Source organism: Mycobacterium mantenii (genome assembly GCF_001667865.1).
Lineage (GTDB): Bacteria > Actinomycetota > Actinomycetes > Mycobacteriales > Mycobacteriaceae > Mycobacterium > Mycobacterium mantenii_A.
In genome coordinates this window covers 39785-64888 of sequence record NZ_LZJP01000042.1, presented here as the reverse complement: position 1 = coordinate 64888, position 25104 = coordinate 39785, and the positions used below count along the sequence as shown (strand labels likewise).

Annotated in this window: 26 protein-coding genes and 1 tRNA gene; 16 read left to right on the top strand and 11 right to left on the bottom strand. The window is 67.2% G+C overall.

Translation table 11 applies throughout. The annotated features are described in order from the left end of the window. Positions 1 to 42: 42 nt before the first annotated feature. Positions 43 to 789: a DUF429 domain-containing protein gene (locus tag A5688_RS06790; protein WP_067829490.1), complete on the top strand. Its 747-nt coding sequence runs from the start codon at positions 43 to 45 to the stop codon at positions 787 to 789. Between the two features lie 7 nt (positions 790 to 796). Here A5688_RS06790 and A5688_RS06785 read toward each other — a convergent pair whose 3' ends face one another. Continuing rightward, a complete protein-coding gene (locus tag A5688_RS06785; RefSeq protein ID WP_067829494.1) occupies positions 797 to 1414 on the bottom strand; it encodes a TetR/AcrR family transcriptional regulator in 618 nt (205 codons plus the stop codon). A gap of 61 nt (positions 1415 to 1475) precedes the next feature. Here A5688_RS06785 and A5688_RS06780 point away from each other — a divergent pair, with 61 nt between their 5' ends. Both A5688_RS06780 and A5688_RS06775 read left to right on the top strand, forming a co-directional pair. Then, entirely contained in the window at positions 1476 to 2393 is a 918-nt protein-coding gene (locus tag A5688_RS06780; protein ID WP_067910872.1) for an alpha/beta hydrolase-fold protein, read from the top strand. A 69-nt stretch (positions 2394 to 2462) separates the two neighbouring features. Further along, on the top strand, positions 2463 to 4046 hold the full coding sequence (locus A5688_RS06775; RefSeq protein WP_067910874.1) for a gamma-glutamyltransferase family protein: 1584 nt from the start codon (positions 2463 to 2465) through the stop codon (positions 4044 to 4046). 7 nt (positions 4047 to 4053) lie between these two features. On the opposite strand, the gene purD is transcribed toward A5688_RS06775, so the two are convergent. Both purD and A5688_RS06765 read right to left on the bottom strand, forming a co-directional pair. Beyond that, a complete protein-coding gene (gene purD / locus A5688_RS06770; protein WP_068268101.1) occupies positions 4054 to 5322 on the bottom strand; it encodes a phosphoribosylamine--glycine ligase in 1269 nt (422 codons plus the stop codon). A 50-nt stretch (positions 5323 to 5372) separates the two neighbouring features. Next, entirely contained in the window at positions 5373 to 5780 is a 408-nt protein-coding gene (locus A5688_RS06765) for a MarR family winged helix-turn-helix transcriptional regulator (RefSeq protein ID WP_067829504.1), read from the bottom strand. Positions 5781 to 5853: 73 nt separating this feature from the next. Here A5688_RS06765 and A5688_RS06760 point away from each other — a divergent pair, with 73 nt between their 5' ends. Continuing rightward, positions 5854 to 6948: an aldo/keto reductase gene (locus A5688_RS06760; RefSeq protein ID WP_067829507.1), complete on the top strand. Its 1095-nt coding sequence runs from the start codon at positions 5854 to 5856 to the stop codon at positions 6946 to 6948. Positions 6949 to 6958: 10 nt separating this feature from the next. On the opposite strand, the gene A5688_RS06755 is transcribed toward A5688_RS06760, so the two are convergent. Genes A5688_RS06755 through A5688_RS06740 form a run of 4 tightly spaced genes read right to left on the bottom strand, consistent with a single transcriptional unit; the run spans position 6959 to position 10542 of the window. Beyond that, a complete protein-coding gene (locus tag A5688_RS06755) occupies positions 6959 to 7387 on the bottom strand; it encodes a carboxymuconolactone decarboxylase family protein (RefSeq protein ID WP_067910773.1) in 429 nt (142 codons plus the stop codon). Next, positions 7387 to 8244 carry an NAD(P)-dependent oxidoreductase gene (locus tag A5688_RS06750; RefSeq protein ID WP_082955095.1) on the bottom strand — a complete coding sequence of 286 codons (858 nt, stop codon included), beginning with the start codon at positions 8242 to 8244 and terminating at the stop codon, positions 7387 to 7389. The genes A5688_RS06755 and A5688_RS06750 overlap by 1 nt, the downstream gene beginning before the upstream one ends. A gap of 48 nt (positions 8245 to 8292) precedes the next feature. Further along, positions 8293 to 9042, bottom strand: coding sequence for an SDR family oxidoreductase (locus A5688_RS06745; RefSeq protein WP_067910776.1), 750 nt, complete (start codon positions 9040 to 9042; stop codon positions 8293 to 8295). 30 nt (positions 9043 to 9072) lie between these two features. Beyond that, complete coding sequence (locus tag A5688_RS06740; RefSeq protein ID WP_067910778.1) at positions 9073 to 10542, bottom strand: aldehyde dehydrogenase; 1470 nt, start codon at positions 10540 to 10542, stop codon at positions 9073 to 9075. 210 nt (positions 10543 to 10752) lie between these two features. Here A5688_RS06740 and A5688_RS06735 point away from each other — a divergent pair, with 210 nt between their 5' ends. The 10 genes from A5688_RS06735 (at position 10753) to A5688_RS06690 (ending at position 19955) form a co-directional block, all read left to right on the top strand. Beyond that, on the top strand, positions 10753 to 11424 hold the full coding sequence (locus tag A5688_RS06735; RefSeq protein ID WP_067829517.1) for a TetR/AcrR family transcriptional regulator: 672 nt from the start codon (positions 10753 to 10755) through the stop codon (positions 11422 to 11424). After that, positions 11421 to 12647, top strand: a complete 1227-nt coding sequence (locus tag A5688_RS06730) for a cytochrome P450 (protein WP_067829521.1) — start codon at positions 11421 to 11423, stop codon at positions 12645 to 12647. Before A5688_RS06735 ends, A5688_RS06730 begins: the two co-directional genes overlap by 4 nt. Beyond that, positions 12648 to 13475, top strand: coding sequence for an SDR family oxidoreductase (locus A5688_RS06725; RefSeq protein WP_067910781.1), 828 nt, complete (start codon positions 12648 to 12650; stop codon positions 13473 to 13475). Between the two features lie 57 nt (positions 13476 to 13532). After that, positions 13533 to 14885: a cytochrome P450 gene (locus A5688_RS06720; RefSeq protein ID WP_165606887.1), complete on the top strand. Its 1353-nt coding sequence runs from the start codon at positions 13533 to 13535 to the stop codon at positions 14883 to 14885. A 12-nt stretch (positions 14886 to 14897) separates the two neighbouring features. After that, the gene (locus A5688_RS06715; protein ID WP_067829533.1) at positions 14898 to 15107 is read left to right on the top strand and encodes a ferredoxin; all 210 of its coding nucleotides are present in this window, start codon (positions 14898 to 14900) and stop codon (positions 15105 to 15107) included. Positions 15108 to 15109: 2 nt separating this feature from the next. Continuing rightward, positions 15110 to 15655: a hypothetical protein gene (locus A5688_RS06710; RefSeq protein ID WP_067910783.1), complete on the top strand. Its 546-nt coding sequence runs from the start codon at positions 15110 to 15112 to the stop codon at positions 15653 to 15655. Between the two features lie 194 nt (positions 15656 to 15849). Further along, positions 15850 to 16977, top strand: coding sequence for an NDMA-dependent alcohol dehydrogenase (locus A5688_RS06705; RefSeq protein WP_067829541.1), 1128 nt, complete (start codon positions 15850 to 15852; stop codon positions 16975 to 16977). A gap of 28 nt (positions 16978 to 17005) precedes the next feature. After that, positions 17006 to 19060 (top strand): FAD-dependent oxidoreductase, encoded by a 2055-nt coding sequence (locus A5688_RS06700; protein ID WP_067910787.1) that lies wholly within the window; start codon positions 17006 to 17008, stop codon positions 19058 to 19060. 16 nt (positions 19061 to 19076) lie between these two features. Beyond that, positions 19077 to 19514, top strand: a complete 438-nt coding sequence (locus A5688_RS06695) for a ketosteroid isomerase family protein (protein ID WP_067910790.1) — start codon at positions 19077 to 19079, stop codon at positions 19512 to 19514. A gap of 36 nt (positions 19515 to 19550) precedes the next feature. After that, entirely contained in the window at positions 19551 to 19955 is a 405-nt protein-coding gene (locus A5688_RS06690) for an HIT family protein (RefSeq protein ID WP_067829553.1), read from the top strand. On the opposite strand, the gene A5688_RS06685 is transcribed toward A5688_RS06690, so the two are convergent. Further along, positions 19943 to 21385, bottom strand: a complete 1443-nt coding sequence (locus tag A5688_RS06685; protein ID WP_067829558.1) for a sensor histidine kinase — start codon at positions 21383 to 21385, stop codon at positions 19943 to 19945. The genes A5688_RS06690 and A5688_RS06685 overlap by 13 nt on opposite strands. Before the next feature lie 40 nt (positions 21386 to 21425). Beyond that, the gene (gene phoP / locus A5688_RS06680) at positions 21426 to 22145 is read right to left on the bottom strand and encodes a two-component system response regulator PhoP (RefSeq protein ID WP_067829563.1); all 720 of its coding nucleotides are present in this window, start codon (positions 22143 to 22145) and stop codon (positions 21426 to 21428) included. A 157-nt stretch (positions 22146 to 22302) separates the two neighbouring features. Between phoP and A5688_RS06675 the strand changes: the two genes are divergently transcribed. Continuing rightward, positions 22303 to 23019 carry a hypothetical protein gene (locus A5688_RS06675; RefSeq protein ID WP_067829569.1) on the top strand — a complete coding sequence of 239 codons (717 nt, stop codon included), beginning with the start codon at positions 22303 to 22305 and terminating at the stop codon, positions 23017 to 23019. 28 nt (positions 23020 to 23047) lie between these two features. Further along, positions 23048 to 23119, top strand: a tRNA-Thr gene (locus tag A5688_RS06670). On the opposite strand, the gene A5688_RS26730 is transcribed toward A5688_RS06670, so the two are convergent. Then, positions 23096 to 24271, bottom strand: a complete 1176-nt coding sequence (locus A5688_RS26730) for a site-specific integrase (RefSeq protein ID WP_082955096.1) — start codon at positions 24269 to 24271, stop codon at positions 23096 to 23098. The genes A5688_RS06670 and A5688_RS26730 overlap by 24 nt on opposite strands. Continuing rightward, complete coding sequence (locus tag A5688_RS06665) at positions 24255 to 24965, bottom strand: helix-turn-helix transcriptional regulator (RefSeq protein WP_068268100.1); 711 nt, start codon at positions 24963 to 24965, stop codon at positions 24255 to 24257. The genes A5688_RS26730 and A5688_RS06665 overlap by 17 nt, the downstream gene beginning before the upstream one ends. Positions 24966 to 25104 lie beyond the last annotated feature (139 nt).

Genomic DNA, 25104 nt, shown 5'->3' with positions numbered 1-25104 from the left:
TCACGAACACACAGCTTACGGTCGCGGTCATAGCCTATGCGGATGTACTTCGCCGGCGTCGACCTCGCGTGGGCGGGCCGCAACCCGACCGGCGTCGCCGTCGTCGACCCCGGCGGCGCCCTGGTGAGCGTGCGGGCGGTCCGCCACGACGACGAGATCCTGGCCGCGTTGCACCCCTATGTGCAGGGTGATTGCCTGGTCGCCTTCGACGCGCCGCTGGTGGTGAACAACCCGACGGGCCAGCGTCCGGCCGAGACCGCACTCAACCGCGACTTCCGCAGGTATGAGGCCGGGGCTCACCCCTGCAACACCGGAAAACCCGAGTTCGCCGACGGCCCGCGCGCGGGCCGGCTGGCCGCGGCGCTGGGCCTGGATCAGGATCCGCGATCGCCCGCCGCCCGGCGCGCCATCGAGGTCTACCCGCATGCCGCGACCGTTGCGCTGTTCCGCCTGGAGCGGACCCTGAAATACAAAGCAAAGCCCGGGCGCGCCGTCAACCGGCTCAAATCCGAGCTGTCGCTGCTGATGGACGGCGTCGAGCGGCTGGCGCAGGCCCCGATCCCGCTGCACGTCGCAGGGCACGGCGACTGGATCGCGCTGCGCCGGACCGTCGCGGCCGCGCAACGCAAAAGCGAGCTGCGCCGCGCGGAAGATCCGGTCGACGCCGTGATCTGCGCCTATGTGGCCCTGTACGCGCAGCGCCGCCCGGACGACGTGACGATCTACGGCGACCTCGACACCGGCTACATCGTGACGCCGTCGCTGCCGGCGGATCCGATGCGCGCGTAGCGGTCGGTCAGATCTGCACGGGCCGCTGATCGATCGGCGCCAGCACCTCGATGAGATCGACCACCGCCCCCTGCGCCGCCGCGCGCGGATCCCGCCCCTCCACCAGGGCCGACACCACCGAACCGTCGACCGCGCAGATCAACGTGCACACCAGCTCGATGTGCACCGAGCGGCCCGACCTCTCGATGGCCTCGGCCACCGCCTCGGCGCGCTGGCGCAGGCTGCGACGCATGGTCTCGCGCAGCGCGGGCAGGCGGGTGCACGCGACGTGGCGCTCGTAGCGCGAGATCAGCTGCTCGGTAAGACCCGGGCCGGACACGTCGCCCACGAGCAGATCGGCCAACACCTCGGCGATGGTCTCCGGTCCCCGGCGCCGCCGCGACAGGGCGCTGACCCGCGACCGCAGCTGCGCCACCTCGATCATGGCGATGTGTTCGACCGCGCGTGCGATCAGATCGTCGAGGGACGAAAAGTAATAAGTGGTGGACGCCAAGGGCAATCCGGCCCGCCGCGCGACCGCCCGGTGCCGCACCGCCTCGAACCCGCCCTCGGCCAGCAGCTCGGCGGCAGCGCTGACGAGCGCATACCGTCGACGTTCTCCTTTTGGAGTAACCGCTGCTGTCACGAGTAGCCATCGTGCCAGCAAAAGTGGTACAGCATTGCCATTTCAGCCAAACGGCCAAGGCATAATGGCCCGCATGCCCGACTTGAGCCGACGCGCCGTACTGGGTCTCGGCGCCAGCGCGGCCATCGGGGCGATGGGCGCCTACGGCCTCGACATCCTGTTTGCGCCGCGCACATCTCACGCCACGCCGGTATCGACGGCCGGCACCCGGATGCCGCTGGCGCCGGCTCCGAGCCCGCCCCGCGATCCCGCTGCCCCTGCGGCGCCCGCGCCCACCATGGTGACCGGTTCCTTCGTCTCCGCCGCGCGCGGCGGGGTGAACACCAACTGGGCCATCGCGCGTCCGCCGGGCCAGACCAAGCCGCTGCGACCGGTGATCGCGCTGCACGGCAAGGGCAGTGACGCGTCCACCGTGATGGCCGGCGGCGTCGAGCACGGTCTGGCACAGGCTGTCGATGCCGGGCTGCCGCCGTTCGCGGTGGTCGCGGTCGACGGCGGCGGCAGCTATTGGCACAAGCGGTCTTCCGGCGAGGACAGCGGCGCCATGGTGCTCGACGAGCTCATCCCGATGCTGGGCAACCAGAATTTGGACACCTCACGGGTGGCGTTCCTGGGCTGGTCGATGGGCGGCTACGGCGCGTTGCTGCTCGGCGGTCGGCTGGGACCGGCCCGTACCGCGGCGATCTGCGCGGTGAGCCCGGCGCTGTGGATGTCCTCGGGTGCGGCCGCGCCGGGCGCGTTCGACGGGCCGGATGATTTCGCGGCGAATTCGGTGTTCGGCATGCCGGCCCTGGCCTCGATCCCCATCCGGATCGATTGCGGCGACAGCGATCCGTTTTACTCCGCGACCATGCAGTTCATTGCGCAGCTGCCCAATCCGCCGGCCGGTGGCTTCTCTCCCGGTGGGCACGACGGCGCGTTTTGGAGCTCGCAGTTGCCCGCCGAGCTGACCTGGATGGCGCCGCTGCTGACGGCGTGAGGACACCTCGAGCGTCACGCCAGTGCGGCGGTGGCCGCCGAGCGTCACGCCGGCGTTACGCTCGCGAAGGTGACCGCACCTTTCGAGTGGAACTTCCCGTACGCCTGGCCGCGCAAGCCCATCTTGGCGGAAAACGTTGTGTGCACGTCGCAACCACTCGCCGCCCAAGCGGGCCTGCGGATGCTCGCGCAGGGCGGGAGCGCGGTGGACGCGGCGATCGCCACGGCCATCACCCTGACGATCGTCGAGCCGGTGTCCAACGGCATCGGTTCGGACGCTTTCGCCATCGTGTGGGATGGCCGGCAACTGCACGGGCTGAACGCCTCGGGCCGCTCGCCCGCGGCCTGGACGCCGGAATACTTTGGCGGCAAACCCGTTCCACTCCTCGGCTGGAACTCGGTGACGGTGCCCGGCGCCGTGTCGGCGTGGACCGAACTACACGCCAAGTTCGGCAAGCTGCCGTTCCAGCGGCTCTTCGACCCGGCAATATCCTACGGCCGCAACGGTTTCTTGGTTTCACCGACCGTCGCCGAGCAATGGGCCGCGCAGGTGCCGCTCTTCCGGGACCAGCCCGGTTTCGCCGAGGCGTTTTTGCCCGGCGGCCGAGCACCGAAGCCCGGCGAGCGGTTCAGCCTGCCCGATCATGCGGCCACGCTCGAAACGATCGCCGCGACCAACGGCGAGGCGTTTTACCGCGGGGAACTGGCGGTCAAACTCGAGGCACACGCGCTGGGCAACGACGGCGCCATGCGGACCAGTGACCTGGCGGCCCACCGCGCCGACTGGGTGGGCACGATCGACGGCGGCTACCGCGGCTACACGGTGCACGAGATCCCTCCCAACGGGCAGGGCATCGTCGCGCTGATCGCCCTGGGCATTCTCGAGCACTTCGAGATGGCCGCGCTGCCAGCCGATTCCGCCGACAGCGTGCACCTGCAGATCGAGGCGGTGAAGCTGGCCTTCGCCGACGCCCAGGCCTACGTCGCCGACGTCGAGCACATGGCGCTGCAGCCGGAACGCCTGCTCGACAGCGAGTACCTGATGGGTCGCGCGGCATTGATCGATCGCGCGCGGGCCAGACCGGCGTCCGCCGGGGCGCCGACGGGCGGAACCGTCTATCTGACCGCCGCCGACGCCGCGGGGATGATGGTGTCGATGATCCAGTCCAACTACATGGGCTTCGGTTCGGGCGTGGTGGTCCCGGGCACCGGCATCGCGCTGCAGAACCGGGGGGCGAATTTCGCTGCGGCCCTAGGCCATCCGAACAGCGTTGGCCCGGGCAAACGCCCCTACCACACCATCATCCCGGGGTTTGTCACCAAAAACGGAGCCCCGGTCATGAGCTTCGGGGTGATGGGCGGAATGATGCAGCCCCAGGGCCACGTCCAGGTGATGGTGCGCATCGCCGACCACGGGCAGAACCCGCAGGCGGCCTGTGACGGACCGCGGTTCCGGTGGGTGGAGGGCATGCAGGTCAGCTGCGAAAAGGGTTTCCCGGATGCGACGCTGGACGAGTTGCGCCGGCGCGGGCACGATCTGGTTGCCGTCGACGACTACAACCAGTTCGGCAGCTGTCAGGCGATCTGGCGCCTCGAGGGTGGCTACCTGGCGGCCAGCGATCCGCGCCGGGACGGTCAGGCCCTGGGATTTTGAGGGCCTTCTAGACGCGGATCTTCCCTTCCGCCGCCAACTGCGCGATGTCGCTGCGGAAATGACTGCCCGGCAACCGGATTGAGCGAACGACTTCGTAGGCTTTGGCCCGCGCGGCCGCCAGGTCGGTGCCCGTCCCCACCACCGACAGCACTCGACCCCCAGACGAGACGATTGCGCCGTCGTCGCGGCGCGCCGTTCCGGCGTGCAGCACCCCGTCGGCTTCCGAGCCGACGATGACGTCTCCCACGCGGGGGCGTCCGGGATAGCTCTCGGCCGCCACCACCACCGTCACGGCGGCACCGTCGTGCCAGCGCAGCTCGCCGAAGTCCGCCAAGGTACCGCTGCCGGCCGCGTACAGCAGCTGCCCGAGCGGCGATTCCAGCAGCGCTAGTACCGCCTGCGTCTCGGGATCGCCGAAGCGGCAATTGAATTCGACCACGGCGGGCCCGTTCGCGGTGATCGCCAGACCGGCATACAGCAACCCGCTGAACGAGCTTCCCCGCGCAACCATTTCGGCCGCAACGGGTTCGACGATGTTGCTGACCACGCCGCGATACACCTCGTCGGGGAGCCACGGCACCGGCGCGTAGGCACCCATACCGCCGGTATTCGGCCCGCTGTCGCCGTCGCCGACACGCTTGAAATCCTGCGCGGGAAGCAGCGGCATTACGGTTTCGCCATCGACGACGCAGAACAGCGACACCTCCGGGCCGTCCAGGTAGGACTCCAACAGCACCGGGTGCCCCGCCTCGAGCAGCCCGGCGGCGTGCGCGGCGGCCACGCCGCGATCCGGGGTCACCACGACACCCTTACCGGCGGCCAGGCGGTCGTCCTTCACCACCCAGGCCGCATCCCCCGCCGGTGGGCCGAACCGGTCCAAAGCGCTGTCCAAAAGAGCGGGGCTGTCGACGATTTCACTGCTCGCGGTACGCACCCCGGCCGCGGCCATCACCTCTTTGGCGAAAGCCTTGGAGCCTTCGATGCGAGCGGCATCCTTGCCTGGGCCGAAGCAGACGATTCCCGCGGCCCGCACCGCGTCGGCGACCCCGAGGACCAGCGGCACCTCGGGCCCGATGACCACCAAGTCGGCGCGGACCTCGCGGGCCAGGGCGACGACGTCATCCGCCGAGGTGATGTCGACGTCATGCTGGTCGGCCAGCCGAGCGGTGCCGGCGTTGCCCGGAGCGATCGCCAGCCCCGTGACCTGCGGGTCTTTGCGCAGCGCCAACAGCAACGCATGTTCACGGGCACCGGAACCAATCACCAGGACGCGCACGACACGTCAGACTAGCCCGGTCAGCCGGCGCACGCCCACAGTCCCCGGAATCAGAGGATCTTCTCCAGCAGCCCCTTGAGGTCGTTGCGCTGCGCGGCGGTCAGGCGTCCGAGGCGCTTGTCGAACTCGTCGGAGAGCAATGTCAGTCCCTTGCGGACGGCCTGGCGTCCGGCCGGGGTGAGCAGCAACCGGTGGCGGCGCAAATCGGACGGGTCGATCTCACGACGCACGAACCCCGCGGCCTCGAGCCGCTTGAGGTAAAGCGTCACCGTCGCCTTGGGCATGCTCAGCGTCGCGGCCAACTCGGCCGGGTAGGGATGCTCGTCGATCTCGGCGAGCAGGAACAGCTCCTTGGACTCGACGCCCAGCGCGCAGATGCCGGATTCGGCGCACGAGATGACCGAGAGCAACACCCGGTAGTTCAGTGACCAGATCCTGGCCGCATCGACCGCAGACATCGACTTGCCAGATCGTTCAGGTATGAACTAGTTTTGTTATGAACAACCTCATAGTCGAACAATCTACCAGGGAGTGGGCGCCATGACGCTGGATCAATACGTGACACTCGGGCGGTCCGGTTTGCGCGTCAGCCCCCTGTGCCTGGGCGCGATGACGTTCGGCGAAGACCTGGGCTGGGGCACCAGTGTCGAAGAGTCGCAACAGATCATCGACCGCTACATCGAACTCGGCGGCAATTTCATCGACACCGCCAACTTCTACACCCGAAGCCACTCCGAGAAGATCATCGGTGACCACATCGGTCGCCACCCCGCCCGCCGCGATCGGCTGGCGATCGCGACCAAATTCAGCGGCAACCTCTATCCGGGTGACCCCAACGGTGGCGGCTCGGGCCGCAAGTCACTGATCAGCGCATGCGAAAACTCGTTGCGGCGCCTGCAAACCGACTACATCGACCTGTACTGGCTGCACATCTGGGATGCGAACACCCCCATCGAGGAGACCATGGCGGCGCTCGAGGACCTCGTTCGCGCCGGCAAGGTGCGCTACATCGGCGTTTCGGATACCCCGGCGTGGAAGATCGCCCAGGCCAACCTGATCGCCGGCTTCCGCGGCTGGTCGGCGTTCGTCGGGCTGCAGGTCGAGTACTCACTGCTGGAGCGCACCATCGAACAGGAGCTGGTGCCGATGGCCTCCGAATTCGGCCTCGGCATCACGCCTTGGTCGCCGCTGAAGGGCGGCGTCCTCAGCGGCAAGTACACCCGCGCCAACAGCGGGCAGCACAGCGCCGACCGCGGCGCCATGGTCGACGCCTTCCTCAACGAGAAGACTTACGCCGTAATCGACGAACTCGAGGCCATCGCGCGTGCGCACCAGACCAACGTCGCCAGCGTCGCGCTGGCCTGGGTGCGCGCGCAGCACGCCGTCTCGTCGGTCATCATCGGCGCGCGCCGGCTCTCCCAGCTCGAGGACAACGTCCGGGCCGTCGACGTGAACCTCGAGGCCGGCGAGCTGGCGCGGCTCGATGCGCTGACCAAGCCCAGGTTCGGGTTTCCGCACAACATGCTGGAAATGGCCCCGGGCATCATCAACGGCGGAACGACGGTCAACGGGGTCACCGGGCCGATCTCCGAGTACGTGATGCCCGAAGGTGTTCAGCCGTACTGAGATTGGCGCGTCACTCGCCCGAATGCATCTTCAACGCGGCATCCACGTTGGCCTTCTTGTCCTCTCCGGAACCCTTCGCCGCGGCCTTCTTGCGTTTGGCGACGACGGTGTCGACGGCGCCGTTGAGCGCCGAACCCAGCGGGAAGCCGAGGTAATGGGTCAGGAAGACGGCCATCTCCTTCAGTTCGGTCTCGGTGAGCTCGCCGTTGAGAAGTGCGGCGTTGATCTGGATTTCGGCCAGGTCGCGGTTTCCGATCGCGGTCACCGCCGTCAGCGTCATGATGCGCTTGTCGCGCATCGATAATCCCGGTCGCGTCCAGATGCTGCCGAACAGGTGGTCGACGGTCAGGTCGAAGTACGCGTCGCCTTCGATATTGGGCATCTCCCAGCCGTAGACCTCGTTCATCTTCGCGAGGCCCTTGCTGCGCAGCTCGTCCATTACGCCTCTTTCTCCGTGTGCGGTACGCCGAGGTCCGCGGCCAATCGCTGGTAGGCCAAATCGGCGAACGGCAAATCGACCGACACCGATTCGCCGAGAGCCAACGCCAGGCTCAGGTCCTTCTCCCCCAGCCCGCGGGCATGCACGAAAGACTGATACAGGAAGTTGTCCGGCTCAATGTCTTTCATGTTGTCGCGCACCATGATCGCGCCCGGGCCACCGGTGAGGGCGTCGGTGTGGCGCACCACCCGGCCCAGCGCCTGCAGATCCAGACCGGCGGCCTCGGCGAGTTTCATGGCCTCGCATGCCACTGCGTACGAGGTGAACGTCAACATGTTGCGGGCCAACTTCATCCGGGTGCCCGCGCCGGGCTCACCGGCATGGATGACCATGGCCGCCCAGTGTTTGAAGGCCGGCTTGATCCGTTCGTAGACCTCGCGGTCGGCGCCCACCATGGTGGCGAGTTCGCCCTTGGCCGCCGCGGCGGCCCCACCGCTGACGGGCGCGTCGACGATGTGGATGCCCTGCGGTTTGAGTTCGGCCGCAAGTTCCACCGCGGTGCTGTCGCTGATGGTCGAGTGGATGGCGATCACCGTCCCGGGCTTGGCGTGTGCCGCCAGCTCGCCGACTACCTCCCGCACCTGGGCGTCATTGAGCACGGTGATGTGAACGATGTCGGCGGCGGCGATGTCGGCGACGCTGTCGGCCACCCCGGCGCCCTTTTCCACCAGCGGGGTCATCGCCTCGGTCCGGATATCGTAAACCGTTATTCCGCCCGGCCATTCGGTCATCTTCGTGGCCATCGGGGCGCCCATGTTTCCCAGGCCGATGTAGCCGAGCTTCAGATCGTCACTCATGGCGCCACTCCTGTTCATCGCTTCGCTTTGCATCGTCGCCGGCGCGGCTCATGACCGTATTATCTGCCCGCCGTCGACGTTGAAGATCTGCCCGGTGATCCACTGAGCCTCATCCGAGAGCAAGAACAGACACATCCCGACCAGGTCCGCGGGAGTACCCATGCGCGACAACGGAAGTCCCTTGACGATGTCGTCCACCATCTCCTTGGGCGTGGTGGTCCGGTTGGCCTCGGTGTCGATGGGCCCGGGTGCGATGGCGTTGATGCGGATGTTGCGGCCGCCTAGCTCCCGCGAGAGTTGTTGGGTCAGGCCGTTGATGCCGACCTTGGCCAGGCCGTAGTAGTTGGAGTACAGCCAGGCGGCGGTGGACGACTGGTTCACGATCGCCCCGCCACCGCGCTTGCTCATTTTCTTGTAGACCGCGCGGGTGCACCACAGCGCGCCATCGAGATTGACGCTCATGAATTTCTTGTAGTACTCGGGGTCGATGGTGAGCAGGAAGTCCAGCTTCATGCCCCCGAAGATCGCCGCGTTGTTGACCAGGTAGTCGATGCCGCCGAACTCGGCCAGCGTGCGATCGGCCATCGCCTTGGCCGACTCCGGGTCTGACACGTCGACCGGGATGCTGATGGCGGTCCCGCCGTCGGCGACGATCTGCTTGGCGACCGCGTCGGCGGCCTCTGCGTTGATGTCGGCGACCACCACCGCGGCGCCCTCGCGGGCCAGCGCCTCGGCGTACGCCTGCCCGATGCCGCCACCGGACCCGGTGACGATGCCGACTTTATTCTCGAATCGCATGTTTTCCTCTCGGTCGCCCAGTTGGCGCGGTCACTGCACGGCTGTGGCAATGGTTTTGATTTCCAGGTACTCCTCGAAGCCGGCCAGGCCCATTTCGCGTCCGTTGCCGGATTGCTTGTAACCGCCGAACGGCGCGTCGGCGGAATACCAGACACCGCCGTTGACATTGACGGTGCCCACCCGCATCCGCGACGCGAAGTTGGCGGCGCGTTCCGGATCGGCACTGAACACGGTGCCCGACAGGCCATATGGCGAGTCGTTGGCGATGCGCAGTGCGTCGTCTTCGCCGTCGTAGGCGATCACGGTGAGCACCGGCCCGAAGATCTCCTCACGGGCCGGCCGGGCGTCGTTGGTCAGCCCCGCGATCACGGTCGGTTCGATGAAGAACCCGACGTCCTTGTCCGCCGGGCGGCCGCCGCCGCACGCGAACGTCCCGCCTTCGGCGATCGCCAGATCGAGGTAGCCCTGCACCCGCTCCCGCTGCCGAGCCGAAATCACTGGCCCGCAGACGGTTCCGGAGTCGTTGGGGTCGCCGGGCTTGATCGAGCCCATGGTGCCCGCCGCGATGGCGACGGCCTCGTCGTAGCGGGACCGCGGCACCACCAGCCTGGTGGTGATGGCGCAGCCCTGCCCGGCGTGCATGGCCGCGGTGAACGCCGACATCGAGCACGCCCCGCCCAGGTCGGCATCGTCGAGGACAACGAACGCCGACTTGCCGCCCAGCTCCAGGAACACCCGCTTGATCGTCGCGGCGGCGTCGCCCATCACGCTGCGGCCGGTCGCGGTCGATCCGGTGAACGAAACCATGTCCACCCGCGGGTCTTTGGACAGCAGCGCCCCCACGCGGTGGTCGTCGGACGTGATGATGTTGACGACACCGGGCGGAAACTCGGTGTGTTCGGCGAGGATCTCGCCGAGCACCGCGGCGCACCAGGGGGTGTCCGGTGCGGGCTTCAGCACCACCGTGTTGCCCGCGGCCAGCGCGGGGCCCAGCTTGGCGAGATTGATCTGGTGCGGGAAGTTCCACGGGGTGATGGCGCCGACGACACCGACGGCTTCGCGCGCGATCGTGCGCCGGGTGGGGATGCCCATGGGCGATGCCTGGCCGAGGTCGACGTTCCACTCGTAGGACTCGGCGGTGTCGGCGGCAAAGCTCAGGTCACCGACCGGTCCCTCCAATTGGGCGGCCGAGGTGAGCATCCGCGGGGCGCCGACCTCGGCGATGGTGATGTCGCGCAGTTCTTCGATGTGGTCACGCATCGCATCGCGCAACTGCCGTATGCAACGCACCCGCAATTCGGTGTTGCGGGACCAGTCCGTCTCGTCGAACGCGCGCCGCGCGGCGTCGATGGCGCGATCCATGTCGCCGGCGTCGGCGTTGGCGGCGACGCCGAGCACTTCCTCGGTCGCCGGATTCACCGTGGGAAAGTTGCCGGCGCTGCCGGCCGACAGCTTGCCGTCGATGAAGAGTTCACTCACGCCGTCGGCCAACAAGGCCATGTCCCGCTCCCGTCTGTGCGCGGCCAACCCGGCACGCCAATCTAGTGGACAGTTGTCCGATATTGTCCGATCGAACCATAGCCGCCCGGTCGTCAGCGGTGCAAGAGCCGATCTCGAACGTCGGCCGACAGCCGCGACAAAATGACGATTAAGCAGCATATTCTTGGATCGGGCTTGCTTCGCGAGGATCCGATCCACTAGCTTGGACATGTGTCCAGCGACGCACTGGTAACGATTCCAACCGACGGCGGCCGCGAGGCCGGCCAGCCGGCGCGCAACCGTCGCCAGGAGGAGACCTTCCGCAAGGTGCTCGCGGCCGGCATCGAAACCCTGCGCGAGAAGTCCTACGCCGACCTGACGGTGCGCGCGGTGGCGGCCCGCGCCAAGGTCGCCCCGGCCACCGCCTACACCTACTTCTCGTCGAAGAACCATCTGATCGCCGAGGTCTACCTGGACCTGGTGCGGCAGGTCCCCTATTTCACCGACGTCAACGACCCGATGACCACCCGGGTCGAACAGGTGCTGCACCACCTGGCCCTGGTGGTCGCCGACGAACCCGAGGTCGGTGCGGCCTGCACGACGGCGTTGCTCAGCGGCGGTGCCGACCCCGCGGTGCGTGCCGCGCGCGACCGGATCGGCGCCGAGATCCATCGCCGGATCACGTCCGCGATGGGTCCCAATGCCGACCCCACCGCCGTGTCCGCGCTGGAGATGTCCTTCTTCGGGGCACTGGTTCAGGCCGGCAGCGGCGAATTCAGCTACCGCGAGATAGCCGACCGGCTGGCCTACGTGGTGCGGCTCATCCTCAGCGGCGCCGGGCGGACGAGCCAACCGACAAGCCCCGACGCAAACCCCGAACGATTAGGTGGAGACGCACGATGACCGTCCATGTGGGCGACCACGAGCTGGTCCTGGATCCCTACGACTACGACTTCCACGAAGATCCGTACCCGTACTACAAGCGGCTGCGCGACGAGGCCCCGCTCTACCGCAATGACGAGCTGAAGTTCTGGGCGCTGTCGCGCCACCAAGATGTGCTGCAGGGATTCCGCAACAGCACAACGCTTTCCAACAAGTACGGCGTCTCGCTGGACCCGGCGTCGCGCGGCCCGCACGCCAGCAAGACAATGTCGTTTCTGGCGATGGACGATCCCGCCCATCTGCGGCTGCGGACGCTGGTGTCAAAAGGCTTCACGCCACGCCGGATTCGCGAACTCGAGCCCCGGGTCACCGAGATCGCCACGCAGCACCTCGACATCATGCTGGAAAAGGCTCGGTCTTCAGCGGACGGCACCGTCGATTTTGTCGACGAGTTCGCCGGGAAGCTGCCCATGGACGTCATCTCCGAGCTCATGGGTGTTCCGGAGAAGGATCGCGATCAGGTACGGGCCTGGGCCGACGGGGTGATGCACCGAGAGGAGGGCGTCACCGACGTGCCGCCGGAGGCCGTCGAGGCTTCGCTCAACCTGATCGTCTATTACCAGGGGATGGTGGCCGAGCGGCGCGAGAAGCTGACCGGCGATCTGACCTCGGCGCTGCTGGAAGCCGAGATCGACGGCGACCGGCTCACCGACGACGAGGTCCTGGGCTTCATGTTCCTGATGGTGATCGCCGGCAACGAGACCACCACCAAACTGCTTGCCAATGCCGCGTTTTGGGGCCACAAGAACCCCGATCAGCTGACGCAGGTCTACGACGATCTGTCGCGGGTGCCGCTGTGGGTCGAGGAGACCCTGCGCTTCGACACCTCCAGCCAGATCCTGGCCCGCACCGTGTCCGGCGAGTTGACCCTCTACGACACCACCATTCCCGAGGGCGATGTCCTGCTGCTGCTGCCCGGTTCCGGGCACCGCGACGAGCGGGTCTTCGACCGCCCCGACGACTATCTGATCGGGCGCGAGATCGGGCCCAAACTATTGAGTTTCGGTAGCGGCGCACACTTCTGCCTGGGCGCGCACCTCGCGCGGATGGAGGCACGGGTGGCGCTCACCGAATTGTTCAAGCGAATTCGCGGCTACGAGGTGGACGAGGCCAACGCCGTCCGCGTCCACTCGAGCAATGTCCGCGGATTCGCTGACCTACCAATGACCGTGGAGGTCCGCTGAATGCCCCGCTTTGAATCCTTGCCCGAACGCCGGCCTGCCATCGTGGCCGGCGCTTCCTCAGGCATCGGAGAGGCAACCGCCATCGAGCTCGCGGCGCACGGTTTCCCGGTTGCCCTGGGCGCCCGACGGGTCGAGAAGCTCGACGACATCGTCGGCAAGATCAACGCCGAGGGCGGCGAGGCGGTCGGATTCCACCTGGATGTCACCGACCCCAACTCGGTGAAATCCTTTGTCGCGCAGTCGGTCGACGCGCTCGGCAACATCGAGGTGCTGGTGGCCGGCGCGGGTGACACCTACTTCGGAAAGCTCGCCGAGATCACCACCGACGAGTTCGAGTCGCAGCTGCAGATTCACCTCGTCGGCGCGAACCGGCTGGCCGCCGCGGTGCTGCCCGGCATGCTGGAGAGGCAGCGCGGGGACCTGATCTTCGTCGGCTCCGACGTGGCACTGCGCCAGCGTCCGCACATGGGCGCCTACGGTGCGGCCAAGGCCGCGCTGGTCGCGATGGTCACCAACTTCCAGATGGAGCTCGAGGGCACCGGCGTGCGGGCCTCGATCGTGCACCCCGGCCCGACGAAGACGTCGATGGGCTGGAGCCTGCCGGCCGAGAAGATCGGTCCGGCTCTGGAGGACTGGGCCAAGTGGGGCCAGGCCCGCCACGACTACTTCCTGCGCGCGGCGGATCTGGCACGCGCCATCACGTTCGTCGCCGAGACGCCGCGCGGTGGCTTCATCGCGAATATGGAGCTTCAGCCCGAAGCCCCGTTGGCCGACACGAAAGATCGCCAGAAGCTCGCGCTCGGCGAAGAGGGGATGCCAGGACAATGACTTCTTCGCGAATCGACGATGCGGCGCGAAGCATTCGCGCCGAGGAGGAGTGAGCAAGTGACCACTGCTACCGTGCCGCGGGTTTCCGGCGGCGAGGAGGAGCACGGACACCTCGAGGAATTCCGCACCGACCCAATCGGTTTGATGCAGCGCGTCCGAGAGGAGTGCGGCGACGTCGGCTGGTTCCAGCTGGTCGACAAGCACGTCATCCTGCTGTCGGGCGCGGGCGCCAACGAGTTTTTCTTCCGGTCCGCCGACGAGGATCTCGACCAGGCTGCGGCGTATCCGTTCATGGCGCCGATCTTCGGCAAGGGTGTGGTGTTCGACGCCAGCCCCGAGCGGCGCAAGGAGATGCTGCACAACTCGGCGCTGCGCGGCGAGCAGATGAAGGGCCACGCCGCCACCATCGAGGCTCAGGTGCAGGGCATGATCGCCGACTGGGGCGACGAAGGCGAGATCGAACTGCTCGACTTCTTCTCCGAGCTGACCATCTACACCTCGACGGCCTGCCTGATCGGTGTGAAATTCCGCAACCAGCTCGACCACCGGTTCGCGGAGTACTACCACGAGCTGGAACGCGGCACCGACCCGCTGTGCTACGTCGATCCCTACCTGCCGATCGAAAGCTTCAAGCGTCGCGACGAGGCCCGCGTCAAACTCGTTGCGCTGGTGCAGGAAATCATGAACGAGCGGCTGGCCAACCCGCCGAAGGACAAGGCCGACCGTGACATGCTCGACGTGCTGGTTTCCATCAAGGACGAGGAGGGCAAGCCCCGATTCTCCGCCGACGAGGTGACCGGGATGTTCATCTCGCTGATGTTCGCCGGGCACCACACCAGTTCGGGGACCTCGGCGTGGACCCTGATCGAGTTGATCCGGCATCCCGACGTGTACGCCGAGGTGCTGGCCGAGCTCGAGGAGCTCTACGCCGACGGCCAGGAGGTGAGCTTCCATGCGCTGCGCTCGATTCCGAAGCTGGACAACGTGGTCAAGGAGACCCTGCGGTTACACCCGCCGCTGATCATCCTGATGCGGGTGGCCCAGGGCGAGTTCGAGGTCGAGGGCTTTCCGATTCACGCCGGTGATTTCGTCGCGGCGTCCCCGGCGATCTCGAACCGGATTCCGGAGGATTTTCCCGACCCGGATGCGTTCAAGCCCGATCGCTACAACAAACCCGAGCAGGCCGACATCGTCAACCGGTGGACCTGGATTCCGTTCGGCGCCGGCCGGCACCGCTGCGTCGGCGCCGCCTTCGCCCAGATGCAGATCAAGGCGATCTTCTCGGTTCTATTGCGCGAGTACGAATTCGAGATGGCCCAGCCGGCGGACAGCTATCACAACGACCACTCCAAGATGGTCGTGCAGCTCGCCCGGCCGGCGAAGGTCCGCTACCGCAAGCGCAGCGCGTAAGGAGTAAGTCCGATGGGCGGCTTCAGAATCGAAGCGGATCTGGATTTGTGTCAGGGCCATGCGATGTGCGAACTGGAGGCGCCGGACTACTTCCGGGTGCCCAAGCGGGGCAAGGTCGAAATCCTCGACCCCGAACCGCCCGAAGACGCCCGCGACGAAGTCGAGCGCGCGGTCGATATGTGCCCAACGCAAGCACTATTCATCAAAGAAAAGGAAGACTGACAATGGCGTCACACTCGCGTGCAGACCTCGAGGCATGGGTCGACCGCTGGCTGCAGGCCAACAAGGACTGCGAAAAGGCCGGTGACTGGCGGCCATTGGCGGATTTCTACACCCAGGACGCCACCTACGGCTGGAACATCGGCCCCAAGGAAGACGTGATGTGCGTGGGCGTCGACGAGATCCGCGACGTCGCCCTCGGCCTCGAAATGGAAGGTCTGGAGAACTGGGTGTACGAGTACCAGAAGGTGCTCATCGACGAGAAGCAGGGCGAGATCGTCGGCTTCTGGAAGCAGATCGTCAACAAGGGCGACGGCACCCAGGACGAGATCTACGGCATCGGCGGCAGCTGGTTCCGCCTGAACAGCGACCAGCAGATCGAGTGGCAGCGCGACTTCTTCGACTTCGGTCACGTCGCGTACATGTTCGGCAAGCTCATCGAGTCCGGCGACCTGAGCGAGGGCATGCAGAAGCGGATCGAACGCAGCATCGCCGGCGAAAAGCTGCCCGGCTACTACCCGCTTGGCCAAGCCCCGGTCCCCATCTGGTGACGGGTCCAATGGCGGGCCGCTGCGCCCGGCTCCGCCGCGCTTGCGATCGCCGCGGAGCCAACCAAGCATTTGATTTGTTGCACGCGCTATGCTGACGCGACAAGGGTGCCTGTGGCACCTGTCACCTAGCTGGCCGGCATGAAGGGGCCGGTCAGCTCTGATCAATTCAAAGGCGAAATGGGGTCAGGACCATCGTGAAGACAAAAGGCGCACTGATCTGGGAGTTCAACCAGCCCTGGTCCATCGAGGAAATCGAGATCGGCGACCCGCAAGCGCATGAGGTCAAGATCCAGATGGAAGCGGCGGGCATGTGCCACTCCGACCATCACCTGGTCACCGGCGGTATTCCGATGGCCGGTTTCCCGGTGCTCGGCGGTCACGAGGGCGCGGGCATCGTCACCGAGGTCGGTCCCGGCGTGGAAGACATCGCCCCCGGTGACCACGTCGTGCTGTCGTTCATCCCCTCCTGTGGGCAGTGCCCGACCTGTCAGGCCGGCATGCGCAACCTGTGCGACCTTGGCGCCGGCCTGCTGGGCGGCGCGGCGGTCTCCGACGGCACCTTCCGCATCCAGGCTCGCGGCCAGAACGTGTACCCCATGACGCTGCTGGGCACGTTCTCGCCCTACATGGTCGTGCACCGCAGCTCGGTGGTGAAGATCGACCCGTCGGTCCCGTTCGAGGTCGCCGCGCTGGTCGGCTGCGGCGTCACCACCGGCTACGGTTCGTCGGTCCGCACCGCTGACATCCGGCCCGGCCAGGACGTCGCCATCGTCGGCGTCGGCGGCGTCGGCATGGCGGCGCTGCAGGGAGCCGTCAACGCCGGCGCGCGCTACATCTTCGCGATCGACCCTGTTGAGTGGAAGCGCGACCAGGCGCTGAAGTTCGGCGCCACCCACGTCTACCCCGACATCATGGCCGCGATGGCGGGCATGGCCGAGGTCACCTACGGCCTGATGGCCCACAAGGTCGTGGTCACCGTGGGCGAGCTGCACGGCGCCGACGTGGACAACTACCTGAACATCACCCAAAAGGGCGGCACCTGCGTGCTGACCGCCATCGGCAGCCTGCTGGACACCAACGTCAACCTGAACCTGGCGATGCTGACCCTGATGCAGAAGAACCTGCAGGGCACCATCTTCGGTGGCGGCAACCCGCAATACGACATCCCGCAGCTGCTGTCGATGTACAAGGCCGGCAAGCTGAACCTGGACGACATGATCACCCGCCAGTACAAGCTGGAACAGATCAACGACGGCTACCAGGACATGCTGGACGGCAAGAACATTCGCGGCGTCATCCGGTTCACCGACGCCGACCGGTAAACCACCGGTCATCGGCCGCGTCCATTCGGTGACCGGCTTCGGCCACCTCATGGCGCCGGGACGAATCGGCGCCATGACGGTGCGCAACCGCGTGGTCATGTCTCCGATGGAGACGATGTACGGCACACCGGACGGGCTGCCGTCGGAGCGCACCCGCGACTACTTCGCGGCGCGCGCCCGTGGCGGGGTCGGGCTGATCACGTTGGGCGCCACCGGGATTGACCACCATCACCCCGAGACTCCCGGTGGTTTGCATCTGGGCACCGACGACGCGGTGGGTGCGCACCGGGCGCTGGTGGAGGTGGTGCACGAGCACGGCGCCAAGATCCAGCCCCAGATCGTGCACGCCGGGCCCGACGGCCTGGGGCCCGAGATCTTCGGGGCCACCTCGCTGGGCCCGTCGGTGATTCCGTCCTATCTCACCGGGCGCCCGTCGGCCGAGATCAGCACACAGCAGCTCGCCGAGGTGCTCGATCTGTTCAAGGCCGCGGCCCGGCGTGCCGTCGAGGCCGGCTACGACGGCATCGAGCTGCACGCCGCGCACGGCTACATGCTGCTGGGCTCATTCCTTGCCCCGCAACGCAATCGGCGCACCGACGACTATCGCGGCGACTCGGCGCGCGGCCGGGTACGGTTGGTGCTCGAGGCGCTGGCCGCGATCCGCTGCGAGGTCGGCGACGCCCTGCCGATCACGCTGCGCATCTCCGGGTACGAACGCGTCGCCGGCGGCCGGGCCATCTACGAAACCGCCCTGCTGGCACCCCAACTCGTCGCCGCGGGCGTCGACGCGTTCCACGTCAGCGGCGGCGTCATCGATCGGCTGGTCACCGGCATGGTCAACGGCGCCGACGACGGCGACGAACTCAACGTCGGCGCGGCGGCCGCCGTCAAGCAGGTGGTCGACGTGCCGGTGATCGCCGTCGGCCGCATCCACGACCCGGCCCGCGCCGAACAGATCCTGGCCGACGGCCGTGCCGATTTCATCGCCATGGGGCGTCCGCTGCTGGCCGACCCGGACCTGCCCCGCAAAGTTCTGTCCGGACAGGCGTACCGGGTCCGCAAGTGCATCTCCTGCGAAAACTGCATCGACGCAATGGAACAGCGCTTCTCGGTGGACTGCGCGGTCAATCCGCGCACCGGCAAGGAACGACAACTGTCCGCCGCCCGCGCCGCCCGCACCAAGCGTGTGGTGGTGATCGGCGGCGGACCGGCAGGGCTGGAGGCCGCCCGCGTCGCCGCCGAACGCGGCCACCGCGTCACGCTTTTCGAGCGCAGCGCCGCACTGGGCGGGGCGCTGCGCTGGGCGTCGGTGCTGCATCCGGAGAACCAGCCGTTTCTGCGCTACCTGTGCGACGAGCTCAAGGCCGGCACCACCGACGTTCGGCTGGGCCACACGGCGTCGGTGCACGACGTCGTCGCGGCCGCACCCGACGCGGTGGTGGTGGCCACCGGCGGCCGCGTCGCGGTGCCACCGATTCCCGGCGCGGATCACGCGCACGTGCTCACCGGGCCCGGACTACGCGAATTGCTCGGTGGCCGTGCGCAATCCGGCGCTCCCGCCTGGCAGCGCGTCGGCGCCTCGGCACTGTCGGGCTGGCGACAGCGGCTGGTGCGGCCCGCCGCGATCCGGTACGCCAGCCGGGTCTGGATGCCGTTGGGCCGCCGGGTCGTCATTATCGGCGGCGACCTGGTCGCCCTCGAACTGGCGGAATTCCTTGCCGGCCGGGGCCGGTGGGTGACCATACTCGAGGCCGGCAGAGACATCGCTCCAGAAGTGGGCAACAAGCGCAAGACCGAACACATGGACCGTCTCGACCGCCTCGGCGTCACCGTGCACGTCCGCGCGGCCACCGAACGCATCACCGTCGATGCGGTCATGTTCACCCCCGACGGGGGGATCACACGGCGGCTGGCCGCGGACAGCGTCGTGCTGGCCGGCACGGTCGAGCCCGACACCACCCTGTTCGACGCCCTCGCCGGCGCTCTGCCCGGCGCCGAGGTGCACGCCGCCGGCGACTGCACCGGGCTCGGCCTGATCCGCAAAGCCACCGAGGAAGGCGCGCGCGCCGCGTGCGCTATCTAGTGACAGGAGAAGAGAAATGACCGAAACCGCGAAAGCTCAAGAATCCCAGGCATCCCCGGCCCTGGCCGCGTCGCAGTCGTCGTGGCGGTGCGTGCAAGCGCACGACCGGGAGGGCTGGCTGGCGCTGATGTCCGACGACGTCGTCATCGAGGACCCGATCGGCAAGTCCGTCACCAACCCCGACGGCAGCGGCGTCCGCGGCAAGGAGGCCGTCGGCGCCTTCTTCGACACCAACATCGCCGCCAACCAGCTCTCCATCACCTGCGAGGAAACCTTCCCGTCGAGTTCGCCGTACGAGATCGCCCACATCCTGGTGCTCGACAGCAAGTTCGAAGGCGGCCTCACCAGCTCGGTGCGCGGGGTGTTCACCTACAAGGTCAACGACGCCGGTCTGATCACCAACATGCGCGGATACTGGAACCTCGACATGATGAAGTTCGGCCAGGAGGGCTGAGCGGGGCCGTGTGATCGCCGCACATATGCTGGGCCCATGGCGTCGATCTTCACCAAGATCATCAACCGTGAACTCCCCGGCCGTTTCGTCTACGAGGACGACGACGTCGTCGCGTTCCTGACGATCGAGCCGATGACGCAGGGGCACACGCTCGTTGTGCCGCGCGCCGAGATCGACAACTGGCAGGACGTCGACGGTCCGGGCTTCGCCCGGGTCATGGGCGTGAGCCAGTTGATCGGCAAGGCGGTGTGCAAGGCTTTCAGAACCGAGCGGTCCGGCGTGATCATCGCCGGGCTGGAGGTGCCTCACCTGCACGTGCACGTCTTCCCCACGCGCAGCCTCAGCGACTTCGGCTTCGCCAACGTCGACCGCAACCCGTCGGCGGAATCGCTGGACGAGGCCCAGGCGAAGATCAAGGCGGCGCTGGCTCAGTTGGCGTGAACCGGCTCGTGCGCGGGCACGTCACTGATGCGCGGCAGCGTCACCCGGAAGCTGCATCCGTCGCCGGGCGCGGTGGTCACGCTGACGACGCCGCCGTGTGCCCGGACCAACGACTCGACGATGGATAGCCCCAGCCCGGTGCCGCCGCTGGCCCGGGCCCGCGACGAGTCGGTGCGGTAGAACCGCTCGAACACCCGCGACGCGTCCTGCTGGTTCATGCCGGGACCCTGGTCCGCCACTTCGAGCACCGCGTCGTCGCCGTCGGTCCCGACCCGCACGGTGACGGCGGCGGTTTCCGGGGTGTGCTGCAAGGCGTTGGCGATGAGGTTGCTCAACACCTGCCGGATGCGCGGTTCGTCGCCGAGCACCTCCGGGGTGCCGGGACCGTCGAGGACCTCCAGGGTGATGGTGCGTTTGGGGTCCATCGCCTGCCCGTCGTGCACCGCATCGCTGGCCAGCGCCAGCAGGTCCACCCGATGGTGTTCGAGCGGTCGTTGCACATCGAGGCGGGCCAGCAGCAGCAGGTCGTCGACCAGCAGGCCCATCCGGGAGGCCTCGCTTTCGATCCGCGACAACAGCATCGCGACGTCACGGGCGGCGCCCTGCCGATACAGTTCCGCGAAGCCGCGGATGGTCGTCAGCGGGGTGCGCAGTTCGTGGCTGGCGTCGGTGATGAAGCGCCGCATCCGGTCCTCGGAACTGCGGGCCGTTTCGGCCGAGGACTCCGAGGACGCCAGCGCTTCCTGGATCTGCGCGAGCATCCCGTTGAGCGCCAGCGACAGCCGGCCCACCTCGGTCCGCGGATCTCGTTCCGGCACACGGCGATCCAGCTGGCCCGCGGCGATGTCCGCGGCGGTGTGCTCGACCTCGGTGAGCGGGCGCAGGCTGCGCTGTACCACCGCGAAACTCGCGATTCCGACCACGGCCAGCACCACCACCCCGATGCCCATCTGCAACCAGACCAGCGAGCTGACCGTGTGCTGAAGGTCGGACAGGTCGATCGCAACGGTGGTCAGCCCGTGCGGGCCGTGCACCGAGACGGCCCGCCATTGAATGTCCGAGCCGTTCACCGAGGGCAGCGTCGTGGGGTTGGGGCCCACGTCGTTGTCGGCCGGTAACGCCGGTTCGGCGTTGCGGTCGTTGATGGCGGTGAACGGGGTCCCGTCTGTGCTGACGCCGCGCACGTAGAACTTCGACGGCGGCCGGCCCGGGTCGGGCCCCTCGTAGGGCGGCGGCGACTCCCGCCGCGGGGCCTGCGCCCAGCCGCGGGACGCGTCGAGCAGGGTGGAGTCGATGCGGCTGACCAGGCTGTGCCGCAGGATCGACGTCACCGCGATACCCGAAACCGCGAGGCCGCAGGCGACCAGGGCCAGGGTGGCGGCAACGAGCCCTAACCGGAGGGGCACTCCACGCCGAGGCTTGGTGACCATCTGTCTACTTCTCCGCTACCACCGCTGGCCGCTCTGTGGCTCAGCGCGGTTCCCGCAATACATAGCCCACCCCGCGCAGCGTGTGCAGCAGTCGCGTCTCCCCGGTGTCGATCTTGCGGCGGAGATACGACACGTAGGACTCGACGACATTGACGTCACCTCCGAAGTCGTAACGCCACACGTGGTCGAGGATCTTCGGCTTGCTCAACACCGTGCCCGCGTTGATGACAAAGTAACGCAGCAGGGTGAATTCGGTCGGCGACAGCGAGACCGGCTGACCGGCCTTCCACACTTCGTGGGTTTCTTCGTCGAGCTCGATGTCGGCGAAGGTGAGCCGCGCGCTGCGCGGTTCGGCCCCGCCCTTGCCCGCGCGGCGAAGGATGACCCGCAACCGGGCAACGACCTCTTCGAGGCTGAACGGCTTCGTCACATAGTCGTCGCCGCCGAGCGTCAGGCCGGCGATCTTGTCCTGCAAGGAATCCCGGGCGGTCAGAAACAATGCCGGCGCCTCGATGCCGTCGGCGCGCAGCCGCCGCAGCACCCCGAAGCCGTCCATGCCCGGCATCATCACGTCGAGGATCACCGCGTCGGGACGCGCCTCGCGCGCCCGATCCAGGGCTTGGGCGCCGTTGGTTGCCGTATAGACCTCGAACCCCTGGAATTTCAGACTCACCGAGAGCAGCTCGACGATGTTGGCTTCGTCGTCGACCACGAGGACGCGAGCCTCGGGTTTCGTTTCGTTGGGGGTTGCCGCTGTCATCAGATGCTTCTGTCCCTTACTTGAACGTTTGCTATGTGATGGTTGTGCACTTCCTGAAAGCTCAGTGCCAACCGTCTGATAGTAGTCTGCCAGGAATCATCGCATTGCCTTGGGACGTACAGGGCTAGCCGGCCCGAGTCGTGAATAGACTCGTGGAATGAACCTCGCCAAAAACATCGTGTCGGCCGCGACCGCGCCCGCCCGGGTGGGGCTGGCCGCCGCGGACGCGAGTTTGACCGTCGCGAGCGCGGCCGTCGGCGTGGCGAAGCGAGCACTCGGTGACGGCGGGACCGGCGGCACCAACGCGATGACGTCCATGCTGGGGATCGACGACGCGATCGTCCGGGCCAATCGGCTGGCCAGGCTGCTCGACGACGACGCCCCGCTGGGCCGGGCGGTGGCCCCGGACGGCCCGATCGATCGCCTGCTGCGCCCGGGCGGGGTGGTCGACATGCTGACGTCGGAGGGCGGTCTGCTCGACCGGTTGACCGCCGAGGGCGGCGCCCTGCATCGCACGCTGCAGCCCGGCGGGCTGGCCGATCAGCTGGTCGCCGAAGAGGGGTTGATCGAGCGGCTGCTGGCCGAGAACGGGCTGGCCGACCGGCTGCTCAGCGACGGCGGCCTGGTCGACAAGCTGACGGCGAAGAACGGACCGCTGGATCAGCTCGCCGACGTCGCCGACACCCTGGCCAGGCTGACGCCCGGGATGGAGGCGCTCGAGCCCGCCATCGCCACCCTGCAAGACGCCGTCATCGCGCTCACCATGGTGGTCAACCCGCTGAGCAATATCGCCGACCGGATCCCACTGCCGGGACGGCGGCGTCCCTCGTCGCGTCCGGTGCGCTCAGCACGCGTGATCGACAGCGACCAGTGACCGATTAGGCTGGGTCCGGTTTTACCCCGCCTCCTTAGCTCAGTGGTAGAGCACTCGCCTTGTAAGCGAGCGGTCGTCAGTTCAATCCTGACAGGGGGCTCCCACTTTCGGTTCCGGTCGGTGCTGGTAGAGGCGTTTTCGCCGTCGAACGATCGTGCGGTTGCGACGTTCTTGCCCACAGTTTGCCCACACTCTCTGCAACAGATGAGAGATCTGAGTCGAACAAATCGGCGTAGACGTCCAGGGTCATCGCCGCGCTGGCGTGCCCCAACATCCGTTGCACCACCTTCGGATTCGCCCCGGCACTGATCGCGAGCGACGCCGCCGTGTGCCGCAGGGCGTGAGCCGTCACGCGCGGAAACGTGGGATCGGCCTTTCGGCACCGTGCGACCGCGCCGGATAGCCAGGAGTCCTTTGACGCGGGCGGCCCCATGTAGCGGCCGGACGGCGTCGGCCAGAACAGATCGTCGCGGCCCTTGCCCGCGGCGGCCTCCGCTAGTGCTTCGATCACGAACTCGGGCAAGACCACAGCCCGGTTCTCATTCGATTTCAGGGTGCCGACCACAATCTTGGTGCCCACCTGCACGGCGTTGCGGTGCAGGTCGATGCGTCGGCGCAAAAAGTTGACGTCGCCAACCCGTAGCGCCGCCGCCTCGCCCCAGCGCAGTCCTCCCACTCCCAGGAGCAGCACAAGCGAGCGGTAGCGCCCCGATTCGTCGGCAAGCCTGTTTAGCTGGCCTGCGGTCAGGTACACGTTGCGCCGTGGGGGGCGCTTGGGCAGCTTCACGCCGCGGGCGGGGTTCGACGCCAGCAGGCGGTCTTGTACCGCGTCGTCGAGTATCCGTGCCAGTACCGAGTAGGCCGTCTGCACAACGACCGGACCTCGGTTTGTAGCGAGTTGCGAGACCCATGCCTGCACCGCGGTGAAGCGGATCTCGGACACCCGGCTGCGTCCCCAGGTTGGCTCGACGTGGACCCGCCAGGCGCTTTCGTACGACCGGAAGCCAGACGGCTTCATGTGACCCTGGCGGCGCTCCAGCCACGCCGGGCCGAGTTCCCGTATGGTGATGCGACCCAGCGTCGGTGAGATGTACTCCCCGCGCAGCTTGGCCACTTCCACGGTGGCGGCGAATTGCTCGGCGTCCCGCTTGGTCCTGAAACCGCGCTTGTCGGTCTGCCTGCGGTCGGGCGTGCGGTACCGGACGCGATAGCGCTTTCCGTGTGCAGTGTCGTAACTACTTATCGTGGCCACGAGCCGCCGCCTCTATCGCAGCCTGGAGCTCTTTCCGCAGCTCACGGCTGACTTGGCCGCGCTTCTGGGCGTTCGCCCCTGGGCCCGCTCTGCGGTCGCGTTCCTGCGAGAAGGTCCGCTTCCACAACGCCGCGGACAAGTGGGCTAGCAGCATCGAAGAAATACCAAGAGCCTTTTTGGTCCGCTCCTCCGATGCGCCAGACGCCTTGATGACCGCATTCAGAATGCCGGGGCTGTAGAAGGGCAAGCGCGCCGTGATTACCGCTTCGTCAGGCTCTAGCTCCGTGAATGTTCTGGGAACCCCCTTCCGCTTGTGCCCAAAGGGGTCCGGCTTCCCGGCCGGCTGCCCGCTGAGCAGCTTGATCACCTGTTCGTTCCATAGCGCCAGCGAATCGTTGATCTGGATCGGCTCGCCCGAGACCGGCTGCAACAACTTGGGGAATGTGGCGTCGGCGCAGCCCACATCCTGCAACGCAAGGACGACCGCGACTAGGGTTGCCAGGTTCGGGGCAACACGTCCAGATTCGAAATCTGCGACGCGCGCTTCCGACCAGCTGAGGCCGCGGTTCCGCGCCGCGATGCTCACTTGGTCGAGTTTCAATCCTGCGTTTGCCCTAATCCGACGGGCGTTCTTCCCGATAACAGTGGCCAGACGCCGGTCAATTGTGTCCGGTCTCTGAACCTTCTCGTCCACGAGTTCAGCCTACTAGAAATCTGGAGAGTTGACAGGACCCACCGATCAGGAGTATCAAGATATCAACCTTCTAGAAACCCAGAAGCTTGATCGGAGGCTCTGCATGATCTCAGAGCTCGCTACCCCCGCGGAGGTGGCG